The 14,852-nt window shown below is 63.3% G+C and carries 12 protein-coding genes; 6 read left to right on the top strand and 6 right to left on the bottom strand.

Annotated features, from left to right (window positions below; all coding sequences use genetic code 11):
- Positions 1-93 precede the first annotated feature (93 nt).
- Positions 94-300 (top strand): hypothetical protein, encoded by a 207-nt coding sequence (locus D7S86_RS11625; RefSeq protein ID WP_121086554.1) that lies wholly within the window; start codon positions 94-96, stop codon positions 298-300.
- A gap of 168 nt (positions 301-468) precedes the next feature.
- Positions 469-783: a YXWGXW repeat-containing protein gene (locus D7S86_RS11620; protein WP_121086922.1), complete on the top strand. Its 315-nt coding sequence runs from the start codon at positions 469-471 to the stop codon at positions 781-783.
- A 135-nt stretch (positions 784-918) separates the two neighbouring features.
- Here the strand turns inward: D7S86_RS11620 and D7S86_RS11615 are convergent, their stop codons facing one another.
- The 4 genes from D7S86_RS11615 to D7S86_RS11595 form a co-directional block, all read right to left on the bottom strand.
- The gene (locus D7S86_RS11615) at positions 919-2,433 is read right to left on the bottom strand and encodes an efflux transporter outer membrane subunit (protein ID WP_420813231.1); all 1,515 of its coding nucleotides are present in this window, start codon (positions 2,431-2,433) and stop codon (positions 919-921) included.
- 19 nt (positions 2,434-2,452) lie between these two features.
- Complete coding sequence (locus D7S86_RS11610) at positions 2,453-5,659, bottom strand: efflux RND transporter permease subunit (RefSeq protein WP_121086553.1); 3,207 nt, start codon at positions 5,657-5,659, stop codon at positions 2,453-2,455.
- A 220-nt stretch (positions 5,660-5,879) separates the two neighbouring features.
- Positions 5,880-7,055, bottom strand: coding sequence for an efflux RND transporter periplasmic adaptor subunit (locus D7S86_RS11600; RefSeq protein WP_121086550.1), 1,176 nt, complete (start codon positions 7,053-7,055; stop codon positions 5,880-5,882).
- Between the two features lie 41 nt (positions 7,056-7,096).
- Positions 7,097-8,002, bottom strand: coding sequence for an alpha/beta hydrolase (locus D7S86_RS11595; protein ID WP_121086549.1), 906 nt, complete (start codon positions 8,000-8,002; stop codon positions 7,097-7,099).
- 119 nt (positions 8,003-8,121) lie between these two features.
- Between D7S86_RS11595 and D7S86_RS11590 the strand changes: the two genes are divergently transcribed.
- Positions 8,122-9,135 carry a LysR family transcriptional regulator gene (locus D7S86_RS11590; RefSeq protein ID WP_121086547.1) on the top strand — a complete coding sequence of 338 codons (1,014 nt, stop codon included), beginning with the start codon at positions 8,122-8,124 and terminating at the stop codon, positions 9,133-9,135.
- On the opposite strand, the gene D7S86_RS11585 is transcribed toward D7S86_RS11590, so the two are convergent.
- Positions 9,110-10,021, bottom strand: coding sequence for an oxygenase MpaB family protein (locus D7S86_RS11585; RefSeq protein ID WP_121086545.1), 912 nt, complete (start codon positions 10,019-10,021; stop codon positions 9,110-9,112). The two genes, D7S86_RS11590 and D7S86_RS11585, sit on opposite strands and share 26 nt — an antisense overlap.
- Before the next feature lie 414 nt (positions 10,022-10,435).
- Between D7S86_RS11585 and D7S86_RS11580 the strand changes: the two genes are divergently transcribed.
- The 3 genes from D7S86_RS11580 (at position 10,436) to D7S86_RS11570 (ending at position 13,379) form a co-directional block, all read left to right on the top strand.
- Positions 10,436-12,379 carry a sensor domain-containing diguanylate cyclase gene (locus tag D7S86_RS11580; RefSeq protein WP_121086543.1) on the top strand — a complete coding sequence of 648 codons (1,944 nt, stop codon included), beginning with the start codon at positions 10,436-10,438 and terminating at the stop codon, positions 12,377-12,379.
- 349 nt (positions 12,380-12,728) lie between these two features.
- On the top strand, positions 12,729-12,968 hold the full coding sequence (locus D7S86_RS11575; protein ID WP_121086918.1) for an ADP-ribosyl-(dinitrogen reductase) hydrolase: 240 nt from the start codon (positions 12,729-12,731) through the stop codon (positions 12,966-12,968).
- A gap of 15 nt (positions 12,969-12,983) precedes the next feature.
- Positions 12,984-13,379 carry a hypothetical protein gene (locus D7S86_RS11570; RefSeq protein WP_205962793.1) on the top strand — a complete coding sequence of 132 codons (396 nt, stop codon included), beginning with the start codon at positions 12,984-12,986 and terminating at the stop codon, positions 13,377-13,379.
- 65 nt (positions 13,380-13,444) lie between these two features.
- Here D7S86_RS11570 and dbpA read toward each other — a convergent pair whose 3' ends face one another.
- A complete protein-coding gene (gene dbpA, locus D7S86_RS11565; RefSeq protein ID WP_121086541.1) occupies positions 13,445-14,848 on the bottom strand; it encodes an ATP-dependent RNA helicase DbpA in 1,404 nt (467 codons plus the stop codon).
- Positions 14,849-14,852: the final 4 nt, after the last annotated feature.

The following is a 14,852-nucleotide window of genomic DNA, read 5'->3' as shown; positions in this document are numbered from 1 at the left end:
GCATGGCGTTCACACTCAATTTTGTCCACTTGTTCGGCGCGTGCGAGTCGAGATAAGGTCTCCGGCATCCAAGGACCCTCGATCGAATCCACCATGTCGACGCTCGAAGCCCTGCATTCGATCATTCACGATCAGCAGGCTCCGGAAATCATCCGGAATCACGTGACCGATGTCCTTCAGTACGCACTGCGCAACCGCGGCGGCTATTTCACCGAAAAGGAGCTCAAATGGCTCGCCGAGTGGGAGGACACGCGCATTCCGATCGCCGCGAGCAAATTGCTCAACGTGCCAAGGAATTAGGCACGATATCGTCGGCACGCGCCCCGCGCCCGCACGCAAACCAATCAATGGTAATGGTTGTCTAGCGGACTGTTACGTCCGCGCTGTCCGCCGCGCGCCCATGCGCCGCGTTTGAACCAGCAAGCGCACATTCAGTGCGTGGTTCAAATCGAGACGGAGAACATCACCATGAAGCCCACTCTGCGCCATCTGCTTGCATGCGGCGCGTTTGTCGCCGCCGGATTCGCATGCGTCGCGAACGCATCGGCCGCCGAAGTCGTCATCGTCAATCCGACGGCGCCGCCGCCCGTCGAACGCGTCGAAGTCGTGCCGGGACCGCGCGCGGGCTATGTCTGGGACAAGGGACATTGGCGTTGGGAGCACGGCCGCTATGTATGGGCTCAGGGACACTGGCAACGCGAGCGCGTCGGCATGCACTGGGTGCCGGGTCACTGGGACGACCATCACGATCATTGGGTCTGGGTCGACGGGCACTGGGCCTGAGTCTCGGACCGGGTCGCGCCGGATCGCGCCTCGAAACGCGGCTTCGACGCGCGACCGGACCTCACGGTAAGCCTGCTGTCCGCGAGCGGCAGCAGGCTTTTTCATCGACGCGCGATGCCGCTCGACATCGATCGCTCAGCGTGAAGCGACAGGCGGCACCGCCGCGGCCGGATCCTGCTTGGGCGCGGGCGACCCATCCCAGCCGCCGCCGAGCGCGCGAATCAGGTCGACCCGCGACACCATCTGCGCGCCCGCCAACTGCGCCGACGCGCGCTGCGCATCGAGCACCGTGCGCTGCGAATCGATGACGTCGAGATACGCGACCGATCCTTCCGTGTACTGCGTCTGCGACAGATGTTCGGCTCGCTCGGACGCGACGACCGCAAGATCCTGCTGCTTGATCTGATCGTCGAGCAAGCGCAAATTCGACAGATTGTCTTCGACCTCCTCGAACGCGACGAGCACCTGCTGCCGATAATTCGCGACCTGTTCGTCGTATTTCGCGCGCGCGTTCGCGAGATTGCCGCTGCGCGCGCCGCCGTCGAAGATCGGCACGGTCAGCGCGGTCCCCGCGAACGGGCCCAAGAGGAACACGCGGCTCGACCACTTGAACAGATCCGCGAGCGTCGCCGATTCGAAACCGCCCGCCCCCGTCAGATTCAACGACGGAAAATATGCCGCGCGCGCAATGCCGATGCGTTCATTGGCCGCGGCCATCGCACGCTCGGCCGCCGCGATATCGGGACGCCGTTCGAGCAACGACGACGGCAGACCGGCCGGCACTGTCACGTCGACGGTCTTGAGCGGCGACGGCGCCATCGTGAATTCGGCGGGCGTCTTGCCGAGCAAGACGGCCAGACTGTGTTCGGACGCCGCGCGCAAGCGCGCGACACCCACCTGATCGGCCTTCGCGCTCGCGAGTTCCGACTTCGCCTGCGCGAGGTCGAGTTCGCTGATGTCCCCGTCGTCGAAGCGTCGCTGCACGAGTTGCAAGGCCTGGTCGCGCAATGCGACGGTCTGCGTGTAAATCGCGGCTTCCGAATCGAGCTCGCGCAGCTTGTAGTAGTTCTCGGCGACGTCGGCCTGCACCGCGAGCAGCACCGAGCGATACAGGGCGGCGCTTTGGTCGGCCTCGTCCTTCGATGCGGCGGCCGTGGCCGATACGCGGCCGAACAGATCGACTTCATACGAGACCGTGGCCTGCGCGCGCCAGAGCGTCTGCTGCGGCACATTCGTTCCGTCCGGTTCGAGCAGCGAAGCCGGCGAGACTTGTTCGCGCGTCGGTCCGAAACCCGCGTCGAGCTTCGGGAAGAAACCCGCGCGCGCGGCCTCCTGAAGCCCGCGCGATTCCTTGAGCCGGGCCGCCGCGGCCTTGACGTTCTGATTCGCCGCGACGGCCTGATTCTCGAGATCGTCGAGCGCCGGATCGCCGAACACCGTCCACCATTCGCCGCGCGACAACGCTTCCGACGGCGTCGCCGTCTTCCACGTGCCCGCATCTTGCGGTGCGAGCGGCGCTTCCTTATAAGCCGTCGGCAAACCGAGATCGGGTGTCTGATAGACGGGCGTCAGCGAGCAACCCGCGACGGCAAGCAATGCGGCCAGCAGCGCCGGTGCGCCGATCCATCGTTTCAATTGTAAGTAGCGCATGTTCATTTCCTTGCGTAGATCAAGCCGCACCGTCGAGCGACGCATCGACGCCGCGCATATGCGGGTTGTGTCCATGCTTGTCGACGAGTTGCTCACCGCCCGCGAGCTTGCGCAGCACGACGTAGAACACCGGCGTGAGTCCGAGACCGAACAGCGTGACGCCGATCATGCCGAAGAACACCGCGACGCCCATCGCATGACGCATCTCGGAACCCGCGCCCGACGACACGACGAGCGGCACGACGCCCATGATGAAAGCGATCGACGTCATGAGGATCGGACGCAGACGCAGACGACTTGCCTCGACCGCGGCCTCGACGATCGTTCTGCCCTGCATTTCGAGTTCGCGCGCGAACTCGACGATCAGGATCGCGTTCTTCGCGGACAAGCCAACCAGCACCATCAAGCCGATCTGCGTAAAGATGTTGTTGTCGCCGCCCGTGAGCCAGACGCCCGTCAACGCGCAAAGCAGGCTCATCGGCACGATCAGGATCACGGCGAGCGGCAGCGTCAGACTCTCGTAGAGCGCGGCGAGCACGAGGAACACGAGCAGCACGCTGATCGGAAACACCCAGAGACCCGAGTTGCCCGCGAGCACTTGCTGATACGTCAGATCCGTCCACTCGAACTTGATGCCGCGCGGCAGCACTTCGGCCGCGATCTTCTCGGCGGCTTCCTGCGCCTGACCCGACGAGAAGCCCGGGGCCGGTCCGCCGTTGATGTCGGCCGCCGTATAGCCGTTGTAGCGCACGACCATCTCGGGTCCGAACGTCGGCGAGACTTTCACGAGCGACGACAGCGGCACCATTTCGCCCGCGCTATTGCGCGTCTTGAGCAGGCCGATGTCTTCGGCATGCGCGCGATAAGGCGCGTCGGCCTGCACGCGGACCTGATAGACGCGGCCGAACTCGTTGAAGTCGTTCACGTAGAGCGACCCCAGATAGATCTGCATCGTGTCGAACACGTCCGTGACGGGCACGCCGAGCTGCTTGGCCTTCACGCGATCGAGATCGACGTTGAGCTGCGGCACGTTGATCTGATAGCTCGAGAACGTCGGGCTCAGCTCGGGCGTTTGCGCGGCTTTCTTGACGAAGGCCTGCGTCGCCGCATCGAGCGCGCGATAACCGAGCGCGCCGCGATCCTCGAGCTGCATCTTGAAGCCGCCGAGCGTACCGAGGCCGAGCACCGGCGGCGGCGGAAACACGGCGATAAACGCATTTTTCATCGTCGCGCCGTATTTCTGATTCAATGCGGCCGCGATCGCGTTCGCCGATTCGTCCTTCTTGCCCTTGCGTTCGTCGAACGGCTTGAGCGCGACGAAGACGATCCCCGCGCTCGACGAATTCGTGAAGCCGTTGACCGAGAGACCCGGGAATTCGACGGCATTTTCGACGCCGGGCTGCTTGAGCGCGATATCGCTCATTTGCCGGATCACGTCTTCGGTACGATCGAGCGACGCCCCGTTCGGCAACTGCGCGAAGCTCACGAGATATTCCTTGTCCTGCGCGGGCACGAAACCGCCCGGCACGACCTGGCTCATGAGCGCCGCCGCGCCCAGCAGCACGACGTAAAGCCCCATCGCAAGCGCCTTGCGATTGATGACGCCGGCCACGCCGTGGCCGTACTTCTCCGAACCACGATGGAACACGTGATTGAACGCGTGGAAGAACTTGCCGAACACGGCGTCCATGGCGCGCGTAAGCCAGTCCTTCTTGTCGTGATGGCCCTTGAGCAGCAACGCGGACAAGGCGGGCGACAGCGTCAACGAGTTGAACGCGGAGATGACCGTCGAGATCGCGATCGTCATCGCGAACTGCTTGTAGAACTGGCCCGTAAGACCCGACATGAACGCAAGCGGGACGAACACCGCGACGAGCGTCAGCGCGATCGCGATGATCGGTCCGCTGACTTCGCGCATCGCCTGGTATGTCGCCTCGCGCGCGCTGAGTCCTGACGCGATGTTGCGCTCTACGTTCTCCACGACCACGATCGCATCGTCGACCACGATCCCGATCGCGAGCACCATGCCGAACAATGACAATGCGTTGATCGAGAAGCCGAATGCGAGCAACAGCGAAAATGTACCGACGATCGACACCGGCACCGCGAGCAGCGGAATGATCGAGGCGCGCCATGTCTGCAGGAACACGATCACGACGATAACGACGAGCGCGATCGCTTCGAGCAGCGTATGGATGACCGCATGGATGCTCGAACGCACGAACTGCGTCGGGTCGTACACGATCCGGTATTCGACGCCCGGCGGCATGTCCTGCTGCAGTTCGGCCATCGTCTTGCGCACGGCGTCCGAGATCGCCAGCGAATTCGCGCCCGGCGACTGGTTGATCGCCATCGCGACGGCCGGCTGATTATTGAGCAGCGAGCGCAGACCGTATTCCGACGCGGCGAGCTCGACACGCGCGACATCGCGCAGATGCGTGACCGAGCCGTTCGAATCGGCCTTGAGCACGATGTCGCCGAACTCCTCGGTCGTTTGCAGGCGGCCCTGCGTATTGACCGACAGTTGCAGCGGCACGTTCGACGGCATCGGCGATTCGCCGATCACGCCGGCCGCGACCTGCACGTTCTGCTCGCGGATCGCATTGACGACGTCGGTCGCCGTGAGACCGCGCTCCGCGACTTTCTGCGGATCGAGCCAGACGCGCATCGAATAGTCGCCCGAACCCCAAAGCTGAACCTGACCGACGCCTTGAATGCGTTCGAGCCGGTCCTTGACGTTGATCAGCGCGTAATTGCGCAGGTACGTCATGTCGTAGCGATTGTTCGGCGAGATCAAGTGCACGACCATCGTGAGCGTCGGCGACGCCTTGATCGTCGTGACGCCAAGACGCTGGACGTCATCGGGCAAACGCGGCAACGCTTGAGACACGCGGTTTTGCACGAGCTGCTGCGCAAGGTCCGGATTCGTGCCGAGCTTGAACGTCACGGTCGTCGTCATATTGCCGTCGCTATTCGCTTGCGACTGCATGTAGAGCATGTTTTCGACGCCGTTGATCTGCTCTTCGAGCGGCGACGCGACGGTTTCGGCGATGACCTTCGGATTCGCGCCCGGATACTGCGCGTGCACGAGCACCGACGGCGGCACGACTTCCGGATACTCCGAGATCGGCAACTGGAACAGCGCGATCACGCCGGCCAGCACGAGCAGCACCGACAGCACGCCGGCAAAGATCGGCCGGTCGATAAAGAATTTGGATATGTTCACGACATTCCCGCCTGTATGAGCTTGTCCTGCGTTTTCTTGATCCGTGCGATGCGATCGTCATGCATGCGATTCGGCGGACCCTGCTTGAAGACGCTTGCGAAGCCGGATGGCCTTCGCTCGCGAATCCGCAGGCAAAACGTCCCCCTGCGCCGTTCGACGGCGCATGAAAAGTCATGCATGGAAATCGCATCGCCCGAGGGCGATCGGGGTACGCCGGGTCTTAGGAACCCGACGCGACGTTTTGCGGCCCCGACGCCATCTGGACCATATTCGGCCGCACCGCATCGCCCGGGCGCACGCGTTGCAGACCGTTGACGACGATCCGGTCGCCGGGCTTGAGCCCCGACGCGACCACGCGCAACCCGTCGTGTAGCGGTCCGAGCTGCACCTCGCGGTATTGCGCCTTGTCTTGCTCGTCGACGACCATGACGAACTTCTTGTCCTGATCGGTGCCGATCGCGCGATCGTCGATCAACACCGCCGGATGCGGCGCGCCGCCGCCGACCTGGATGCGGGCGAACAAACCCGGCACGAGCGCGCCGTCCTTGTTGTCGAAACGCGCGCGCACGCGAATCGTTCCCGAAGTCGTATCGAGCTGGTTGTCGACCGAATCGACGACGCCCGTGCGCGAATAACCGTCCTCGTTCGCGAGGCCCAGATGCACGGGCACCGCGCCATCCTTCGCGTCGTGGCTCAGATACTGGAGATACGTCTGCTCGTCGACATTGAACGATGCGTAGATCGGCGAGACGGACACGAGCGTCGTCATGACCGCCGAACTCGCGCCCGCGCTGACGATGTTGCCGACCGTGAGTTCGGCGCGCGAAACGCGTCCCGCGACGGGCGCGACGACCTTCGTATAGCCGAGGTTCAACTGGGCCTGTTCGAGCGCCGCCTTCGCGGCCTTGAGGTTTGCTTCGGCCTCGCGCGACGCGTTGTCCTTCTGATCGAAGTCGCGCTTCGCGATCGCGTTGTCGCCGATCAGGCGCTGCGCACGCGCGAAATCCGTCGACGCGTAGTTCTGCTGAGCCTGCGCGGCCGCGAGCTGCGCCGCGGCGCGATCGACTTCCGCCTGATACGGCCGCGGATCGATCGTGAACAGCGGATCGCCCTTCTTCACGAGCGAACCGTCCTTGAAATAGACCGCGACGATCGTGCCCGATACGAGCGGCCGGATCTCGACCTTGCCGATCGCCTCGAGCCGGCCCGAATAGCTCTGCCAGTCGGTGATCGTCTTGGCCACGACCGGCGCGACATCGACTTCGGCGGCAGGCGGCATCTGCGCCGCATGCGCCGTCGACGCGCGGTCGACGTGGAATGCCGTGATCGTGCCCGCGACGGCGACGGCGAGCGTCGCGACCGCGGTAATCACGAAGTGCTTGGCTTTGGGTTTCATCACGAAGCTCCGGAGCGAGTGTTGTATTGGATTGTTGGTATTCAGAGACTGGCCTCGGCCAAGGGCGCCGACACGGTCGCGCCCCCAAGGCGTTGCCGGAAAAAACCGCTAAGTTCGTCGAGCACTTCAGGCAGCGTCGGCAACGCGTCGTGCTGCGCGCTCTTGTGCCTGCGGACCTGCGTCGGCACGCCGGCCGCGATCAGATGACTCGCGTAACGCTCGGCTTCGACATGCAGCAAATCGTGCTCGGCGCTCGCGATGAACGCGGCCGGCAGCCCCGCGAGACGCGTCGATTCAAGCGGCGCCGCATACGGATGCAAACGGTGCGCGGGATCGGGCAAATACGCGCGATAGCAGCGCGCGCACTCGGAGACGTCCGTATCGGCCTGACGCAGCTTTCGCTCGTCGGCGATCCGCGTCATGCTCGGATCGAGCAACGGCGCGAGCAACGCCTGCGCGTGAATCGGCACGTCGCCGCGATCGCGCACGATCAGCGCCAGGCTTGCCGCGATATTCGCGCCCGCGTCGTGCCCCGCGACACCGATGCGTTGAGGCGTGCCGCCCCATTTGCGCGCATTGACGAAGGCCCAGCGCGCCGCGCGATAGGCATCCTCGGGCGCGGCCGGAAACGGAAATTCGGGCGCGAGCGAATAACCGACCGAGATCAATACCGCCGGCGTTCTGAGCGCGAGCTCCGACGCCGTGAGTTCGGCATCCGCGAGCGCGCCGCGCACGAAGCCTCCTCCGTGGAAATACAACACCACCGGAAGGGCTTTTGCATGCGGTACGGGCCGGTAAATGCGCAGCGTGATCGGCTGTGCGTAACCGGCGATGCGAACCTCTTCGACCTTGAGCTGAGCGGCCATGGCGGCGAATTCCGATGGAAAACCCGTGTTGACACGAGTTCGATGTTGCAATGCGTCGAATTCTGCCGTCGGCCGAAACATTAATAAATGCCTATAATCCGGCAACACAATTCACTCGCCCTGAACAATCGCGAGGTTTGAAGGGTGTGTGGCGAGGCGGCCTATCCGCCGCTCGTTTCCGGTTTCTAGGGGCACAAGACATGGACCGTCTGCAAGCAATGCAGGTTTTCACGCGCGTCGTCGAGAGCAACAGCTTTTCGCGCGCGGCCGATACGCTCGACATGCCGCGCGCGTCGGTTTCGACGATCATCCAGAATCTCGAAGGGTTTCTCGGCGTGCGACTCCTTCAGCGCACGACACGCCGCTTGAACCTCACACCCGACGGCGCGGCGTATTACGAGCGATGCGTGCGCATCCTCGCCGATATCGAAGAGACCGAATCGGCATTCCACGAGGGCAGCAAGACGCCGCGCGGACGGTTGCGCATCGATATGCCGCCGAGCATCGGCAAGCTCATGCTGCTGCCGACGCTGCATGATTTCCGCGCGCGCTATCCCGACATCGATCTCGTGATCGGCATGGGCGACAAGCCGGTCGACCTCATCCAGGAAGGCGTCGATTGTGTACTACGCGTCGGTACACTTCAGGATTCGAGCCTCGTTGCACGTCGCATCGGCGTGTTTCAAGGCGTCACGTGCGCGAGTCCCGCCTATCTCGAACGCCATGGCGAACCGAGCACGCTCGAAGATCTGCAGAACCATATGGCGGTCAATTATTTTTCGAGCCGCACGGGTCGCGTGATCGACATGGATTTCATGGTCAATGACCAGCCGACCGAGATCAAGGTGTCGAGCACGATCGCGGTCAACGACGCCGAGGCCTATATCGCATGCGGGCTCGACGGCTACGGGATCATCCAGCCCGCGCGCTTCATGGCGCTGCCGTATCTGCGCTCGGGCCAGCTCAAGGAAATCCTGCCGCAATGGAAGCCGCAGCCGATGCCGATTTCCGCGGTCTATCCGCATAACCGGCATTTGTCGTCGAAAGTCCGCGTCTTCGTCGAATGGGTCGCCGAGCAATTCGAGCGCTGCCCGCTGCTCCAGGGACAAGACGAATCGGCGCTGCATTGCCTGCCGACCACCGCGCCGGCGGGCAGCGTGCGTACGCGCATCGCGGTGCCGCCGATCCTCAATGCGACGGAGATGGTGATCTGAGCGAACCCGCCGCGACGCGTCGATGCGCAAGCGCCGACGCACTGTTGCGCACGGCCCAGCGCAGCGGCTTGACCGACACGCGCACGCTCGCATGCAGCACCACGCGCGCGGGCGCGGGCCACGGCTGACGACCGAACATTTCGAGGGCCCAGGGCGGCAGGAGATCGACAGCGGCGCGCTTGACGAGCCACGTGAATGCGCGCGACGACCGGCCCGGCGACGGCGCCCGCATGACGATGTCGAACACGTCGCGCGTGCGCGCATCGCAGTGCAGCGCCGCGCGGCGTGCGTCGAGATAGCGCTCGACGGCCGCGCGCGAACGCGGCACATCCCGCGCGCCGAGCCGCTCGGCGATCAATGCATATTCATCGAAGTATTGGTCCTGACGCGCGAGCGACAGATGCGGATTCTTGTAACGCAGATGCGACTGCAGGAAGCTGTGGACCTCCGCGACATGGACCCACGTCAGCAACTCGGGATCGGTCGCCGAATACGCGCGTCCCTCGGCCGTCACGCCGTTGACGTCGAGATGAATGGCTTTGACGCGTTCGATCAGGCGTTCGGCGTCATGCGTGCTTCCGAACGTCGTCCCCGCGATGAATTGCGCCGTGCGCCGCAGACGGCCCAGCATGTCCGAGCGGAAATTCGAATGATCGAGCACGCCCGCGAGCGCGAGCGGATCGAGCATCTGCAGCAGCAAGGCGCTCATGCCGCCGATCAGCATCGAGCTGAAATCGCCGTGCACGTCCCAGCAAGCCGCCCCCGGGCCGAAGAGTCCGCGATCGCCGGGCGGATTCAGAAAATCGAGTTTGAGCGGCGCGCGCGCGGGCATCGAAATGCCCAGAACCTGACCTTCAATCTGCTTGCGTACGAATTCCTTAACCATCCAGCGACCCCGTGTTCGAAGCTTGATTCTAGTCTTCAGCGAACGCCTAAGACGCGCTATCGGCGATAGGCGATGCGTGTGTCGCGCCAAGCTCAAGACGACAATGTCGATCTCGCACGTTGATGACGCGCTCCTAACAAGCGTCCTGCATTCCTAAGAGCAATTCCCGTTCTAAGCGCATGTTCTTGTCTGATCAATACGTTTGAATGCGCAAATCAGCAAAAAATACGAATTAGAACGCGGTCTCGGCATCTATTCCACGTTTTGAGATGGCATGCGACCCTTCATGATGCCGTCATGCTGGCTCCAAGTCTTCATATGAGGGAGCCCATGAACCGCGACGACCCCGACCCACGATCGTCGAGCGACGGCGCGCGGGTTCAAGAATGCGGTAAGCGAACAGTAGAGACCTAGATGAAAGCGATGCGTACCGACAGCCCGACCGCTGACCTGCTCAAGCACGGGGAATCGATCGCACGCGCGCTGCTGACCGCGTTCGGCATCGGGCTGCTCTGCTACATCGGCATCCGCATGACGGAAGCCAACGCGCGCGTCGCCGTGGTGTGGCCCGCGAACGGTGTGGTGTTGGGCTTGCTGCTGTCGAGTCAGAACCGCTCATGGGTCCGGACGATCGCGTGGGCATGGCTCGGCAATCTCGTGGCCAATCTGCTGGTCAGCGATTCGGCCGTGACGGGCTGCTTGCTCGCGTTGTCGAACACAGTCGAGATCGCCATCGCCGCCTTCGCGTGCCGCTCTTCGAATGTCGGGCGACGTCATTTCGGCGAACCGCTATGGGTCGCCCGGTTCGCGGTCGCGGCTATTGTGGTGGCGCCTGGGATTTCCGCCTTCATCGCGAGCACGGTGCTGTATTTCGCCGTGGATGCGTCGCCCGTCGCGACCTTCATTCGCTGGTTTCCTTCCGATGCGCTCGGCATGGCGATGTGCGCGCCCGTCACGATGGTCCTGTGCGGTGCGAACGACATCCGGATCAAGAACGTCAGAAGACTGATTCGGATCGCGCTCTCGCTTGCATTCGTGCTTGCGACGACAACCGCCGTCTTCGCGCAATCGCATGCGCCCCTGCTCTATCTGATCTATGTGGCGCTCGGCGTCGCGATCTTCACGTCGGGATTTTCGGGCGCGGTCATCGGGCTCGGCGCAAGCATGCTCATCGCGATCGCGTTCACCGTACGCGGGTCGGGGCCGTTCATGCTGCTGCATACGAATTCGATGGGCGAACGCATCCAGCAATTGCAGATGTTCTTCGGCGCGGCCCTCGCGTTCACCTACCCGCTTTCATCGCTGCAATTGCAGCGCCATCGTCTCGCCGAGAAACTGCGCGCGAGCGAACAGCGTTTCCGCACGCTTGCCGAACATGCGTCGGACGTCATCATGCGGATGAATGCGTCGATGCGGCTGACCTACGTGTCGCCGTCGGTCCGCGAGATCTTCGGTTATGAGCCGGAGGCGCTGCTCAGAATGTCGAAGTGGTCGCTCGTCGTGCCCGAGGACGTGTCGCTCGTGCGCGGCGCATTCGAGCGTGTGCGCGAGTCGCTCGGACGCGAGACGTTCAATTACCGGGTCCAGCGTCTCGACGGCGAGATCGTCTGGGTCGAGACGATTCTGCGGGCCGTGCAAGTCGAGGTGAACGACAGCGGCGAAGACCTGATCGAATTCATCGGCGCGACGCGCGATATCACCGAACGCAAGAAAGTCGAGCAGGCGCTTGAGGAAACCAACGCACGCCTGAGCGATCTCGCGCATCGCGACGGACTGACCGAACTCTATAACCGGCGCTTCTTCGACGAGGCGCTCGATCGAGAATATCGCCGCGCGCGCCGCGACAATGCGACGGAGATTTCGTTGCTGATGGTCGACGTCGATTTCTTCAAGCAGTACAACGATATTCACGGGCATCAGGCGGGTGACGAATGCCTGAAGATCGTGGCCGCGACGATCGGGCGCGCATGCAAGCGTCCGCCCGATACGCCCGCGCGATACGGCGGCGAGGAATTCGCCGTGATTCTGCCGAACACGTCATTCGAAGGCGCGGCCGTGCTTGCCGAGCGCATTCGCGTGCAGGTCGGGGCGTTACGGCTCAACGAGCCGGGTTCGCCTGAACAGCACGTGACGGTCAGTATCGGCGTCGCGTCGATCTCGCCGTACTACGACAGCAAGGACACGCTCGTGCGGCGCGCCGACGAAGCGCTGTATCGCGCGAAAGCGTACGGGCGCAACCGGATCTGGCCCGCGATCGATGCGACGGAGCCGCGCGACAAGCTGCGCGAGACGCCCGTGAACGTCGAATACGAAGCGCAAGCCGGCGACGCAAAGCGTTCGCCGATCACGACGGCCTGACGCGACAATCGGGCTGGGCTCGCGAACGGGCCGCGCGCCCGGCGCGCTTACCCCGAACTCCTCACGGGATCCGACCCGTTGTGACAAATTCGGCCGCCGTCTCGTATATACAAAAATGCATCAGAAGCGTCGAAAATACGGGCGTCATGGTGGAAAATCTCCACACGTTCCCCTATAGTTCGATGCAGCGCCGCGTTCCTCCGAGTCGAATTCGGAAAATTCCACACAAGCCCCGTATATACAATCACGCATCTACATGTGATGCGGGGGCACCGTGCCGCAACCGACCCAGTCGAATCTGCAGTTCTCCCCGAGCGTCCAGCGGAGGCTCGCGGGGAAGACGCCACCGGTGAAGCAGGACGAGATCCTGGAATGTTTCGCAAACAGGGTGGGCAGGTTCCTGTTTGATACTCGTGAGGATCACCAATCGGATCCTTGCACGCGATGGTTCATCGCGGAAACGAATTTCGGCCGAAAGTTGAAGGTCGCCTTCATCGCGAGGGGGCGGGTCGTGACGATTCGAACGGCCTACGATCCCAACGACGAAGAGGTCCGCATCTACAACAAATACGGCATGCAAGCCATTTAACCGAGGAGTATCGACATGAGCAAAACCCGCAAAATCCCGGCAAGCGACGCAGCGTGGGACCAGGGTCTGCTGGGTCGCGAGGAAGCATTCGTAGGGGTGGATGACGGCGCCGATCTGGCCGACTTGGATAAGGGCCTGGAACTCCAGATGATCTCGATTCGGCTGTCGAAAAGCCTGATCGAAGACTTCAAGAACATCGCATCGATCCACGGACTTGGGTATCAGCCGCTGATGCGACAGGCACTACAGCGCTTCGCCGACGGCGAGAAAAAGATGTTGCTGCAAGCCACGGCGAGCGAGCACATCAAGAATCAGCGACAGCGTGACGCCGACAAAGCCGCGCGCAAGAAAAGCGGCCCCGCCCCGGCGGAACCCAAGGCCACGCGAAGCAAAGAAAAAAAGGTCGCCTGACGCCCTCTCTCGCCGCCATCGAGCCCGCTATACGCGGGCTCGCCTTCATTGCGCAACGGACTCGCTCACGATCCCTCTTCGCGACGCGGCACGTCCGCGAGCAGGCGGACCTTGACGCGCTTGCCCTTGACCTTGCCCGCCGACAGACGATCGACCGCTTCACGCGCGATATCGCGTTCGACGGCGATATAGGTCGCCATATCGGTCACGTTGATCTTGCCGATCTTCGCGCCCTCGATGCCCGCTTCGCCGGTCATCGCGCCGAGCACGTCGCCGGGACGGATCTTGTCCTTGCGTCCGCCGAGCAACTGCAGCGTGACCATCGGCGGCCGTAGCGGCTCGCGGCTTGCCGGCACGAGTTCCGATACCGGGTACCAGACGACGTCGCGTCCCTGCGCCTGTTCGATCAACGCGACGCGCCCCATTTCATTCATGCTCGCGAGACTCCATGCCGAGCCTTCCTGATCGGCGCGGCCCGTGCGACCGATGCGATGCACGTGAATTTCGGGGTCCGGCGTCACGTCGACATTGATGACCGCTTCGAGTTGCGCGATATCGAGGCCGCGCGCCGCGACATCGGTCGCGACGAGCACCGAGCAACTCCGGTTCGCAAACTGAATCAGCACCTGATCGCGATCGCGCTGTTCGAGATCGCCATGGAGCGCGAGCGCTTCGAATCCCTGCGCGCGCAGGACATCGACGAGATCGCGGCACTGCTGCTTCGTATTACAGAACGCAATCGTGCTGACGGGGCGGAAATGATTGAGCAGTAAGCCGACCGTATGCAAACGGTCCGTGTCGGCGACTTCGTAGAAGCGCTGACGAATCGTCGTCTCGGCATGCGCCTCGGTCAGCATGATTTCACGCGGCGTGCGCATGAACTGACGGCTCAGTTTGCCGATCCCGTCGGGATAGGTCGCCGAAAACAGCAGCGTCAAGCGATCGCTCGGACACTGGCGAACAACCGTCGAGATATCGTCGAAGAAGCCCATGTCGAGCATGCGGTCCGCTTCGTCGAGCACGAGCGTATTGAGCGCGCCGAGATCGAGCGTGCCGCGTTCGAGGTGATCGAGGATGCGCCCCGGCGTGCCGACGGCGATATGCGCGCCGTGTTCGAGACTATTGATCTGCGGCCGCATCGGCGTACCGCCGCATAAGGACAGCACCTTGACGTTGTCTTCGGCGCGCGCGAGCCGGCGGATTTCCTGCGTGACCTGGTCGGCGAGTTCTCGCGTCGGGCACAGCACGAGCGACTGGACCGCGAAGCGCTTCGTGTCGAGACGCGCGAGCAGCGCGAGCGCGAACGCGGCCGTTTTGCCACTGCCCGTGCGGGCCTGCGCGATCAGATCGTGACCCGCAAGCGCAAGCGGCAATGTCGCGGCCTGGATCGGCGTCATGCTCGTGTAGCCGAGTTGCGCGAGGGTCCCCAGCGTGGCCGGCGTCAGCGGCAAGGTATCGAATGCGGTCATGGGA

Source organism: Pararobbsia silviterrae (assembly GCF_003628125.1).
Taxonomy (GTDB): domain Bacteria; phylum Pseudomonadota; class Gammaproteobacteria; order Burkholderiales; family Burkholderiaceae; genus Pararobbsia; species Pararobbsia silviterrae.
The sequence above is the reverse complement of the archived record's forward strand: the minus strand, read 5'-3'. Positions and strand labels throughout refer to the sequence as shown.